Genomic DNA, 2,050 nt, shown 5'->3' with positions numbered 1-2,050 from the left:
GTTGCATCGGAGCAGGATTATGTGTCCTCCTTATATGAGTTGCTCACCGAGCGGCTTTCCGAGGCGCGAGCACACCGAGCGAATGTGTTGAAGGCCCCGGCGGACAGCGCCGGTGAGGCATACGAGAGAGAAAGCGCCGCCGAGCGTCTGGCCAAGGAAATCGGTCGGCTGGAGGGCGCCGAAAAGGGGCTGGTCTTCGGGCGCATCGACTGGACGGACGGCACGGCCCTGCGCATCGGGCGGATCGGACTGCACACGGAGGAGGATGACCTGCCTCTGCTCGTGGACTGGCGCGCGAACGCGGCGCGGCCCTTCTACGAGGCGACACCGGTCCACCCGATGGACCTGCGGCGGCGCCGGCACCTGCGCCTCGAGGAGCGCACGGTCGTCTCGGTGAGCGACGAACTGCTGGATGGGACCGCCCCGACCGACGAGGACGTCGTGGGGGACGGCCCGTTGACCGAGGCTCTGTCGGCACGGCGTACGGGCCAGATGCACGCGGCCGTCGCGACGCTGCAGGCCGAGCAGGACGAGATCGTCCGCTCCGCCCACCGCGGGGTGACCGTGGTGCAGGGCGGACCCGGCACCGGCAAGACGGTGGTCGCCCTGCACCGGGCGGCCTATGTCCTGTACGCGTTCCCGCGCGCCGCGGAGGAGGGTGTCCTGGTGGTGGGCCCGAACGCCCGGTTCCTCGACTACATCTGCCAGGTCCTTCCCTCGCTCGGAGAGAACGACGTCGTTCTGGCGACCTGCCGGGAACTGGCCGGAGTGTCCACGGACACGGCGGGCCCGCTCGAGACGGCGCGTCTCAAGGGAAGGTCCGACCTCGCCGACGCCCTGGCCGGCCTGCTGCGCGTCCACCAAGCCCCCGCCGGTGACTTCACCGTGCGGGTCGGACAGGAACTGGTTCACCTTTCCGGGGAGGAAGTCGCCGCGGCACGCGATGCCGCCGTGGCAGCCGTATCGGGACACAACCCCGCGCGCCAGGTGTTCAAAGAGCTCTTGGTCGACGCCGTCACCGACGCGATGCAACGAGACATGGGCGACCTTCTGGAGCAGATCGACGCCGATACCGAAAGGATGACCGGCCTGAACCTCGACCGGTTCACGGGAGTCGCCCAGCGCCGTGCCGAAGGTGCGGCCGACCCGGGGCCGGTCCACGAGCTGGACCTGGACGCCATCCGAGCCGATCTCCTCGACGACGCCGGCGTCGACCGAGCGGTCGAGGTGTTGTGGCCGCGGCTGGTACCCGGTGACCTCGTGAAGGCGCTCCTGACGAACGCCGACGCTCTCGCCGAGCGCCTGCCCCGCCTGACCGCGCAGGAGCGGTCCCTTCTGCTGCGCGGTCCGGACGACCCGTGGACCGATGCCGATGTGCCGTTGCTGGACGAGGCGGCGAGCCTGGTCGACGGCCCTCCCGCGCGGACGTACGGGCACGTCGTCGTCGACGAGGCGCAGGAACTGACCGCCATGCAGTGGCGGATGATCGTCCGCCGCTGTCCGGCACGGTCGATGACGCTGGTGGGTGACTTCGCCCAGGCAGGCCCGGTCGCGACAGCACGCGACTGGAAGGAAGCACTGGGCCCCCACGTGGGACCGCGGTTCAAACTGCACAACCTGACCGTCAGCTACCGCACCACGCAGGAGATCCTGGAGAGCGTCCGGGACCTGCTCACGCGGATCGCTCCGGACCAGAAGCCCACACGGTCACTGCGAAGCGGTGAGAGCCCTCGCACCGTGACCACACCTGCGGACGGGTTGGTCACCGCCGTCGTCCAGGAACTCCGCGCCCAGAGCACCGCGCACCCGGGCGAGCTTCTGGGAGTGATCTGCGCGGACACCAGGGTGAGCGAGCTGACGGCCCGGGGCGTCGCTCACCACGCACGCATCGTGCCGGCGTCCGAAGCACGCGGCCTGGAATTCGACGGGGTCGTCGTCATGAACCCCGAGGAAATCATCACGGCCCGTCCCGGTGGGGAGAGGGACTTGTACGTAGCCCTGACCCGGGCCACCAAGCGCCTCTGCACCGTCACCGTCCAGCCCGCCTGAC

The 2,050-nt window shown here is 69.8% G+C and carries 1 protein-coding gene; it reads left to right on the top strand.

The window, feature by feature from the left end; translation table 11 throughout:
• The first annotated feature begins 21 nt into the window (after positions 1–21).
• A complete protein-coding gene (locus AB0I73_RS41130) occupies positions 22–2,049 on the top strand; it encodes an ATP-dependent DNA helicase (protein WP_363045491.1) in 2,028 nt (675 codons plus the stop codon).
• Position 2,050: the final 1 nt, after the last annotated feature.

Origin of the sequence: Streptomyces sp. NPDC050388, from assembly GCF_040655635.1 — a bacterium.
Classification (GTDB): domain Bacteria; phylum Actinomycetota; class Actinomycetes; order Streptomycetales; family Streptomycetaceae; genus Streptomyces.
The sequence above is the reverse complement of the archived record's forward strand: the minus strand, read 5'-3'. Positions and strand labels throughout refer to the sequence as shown.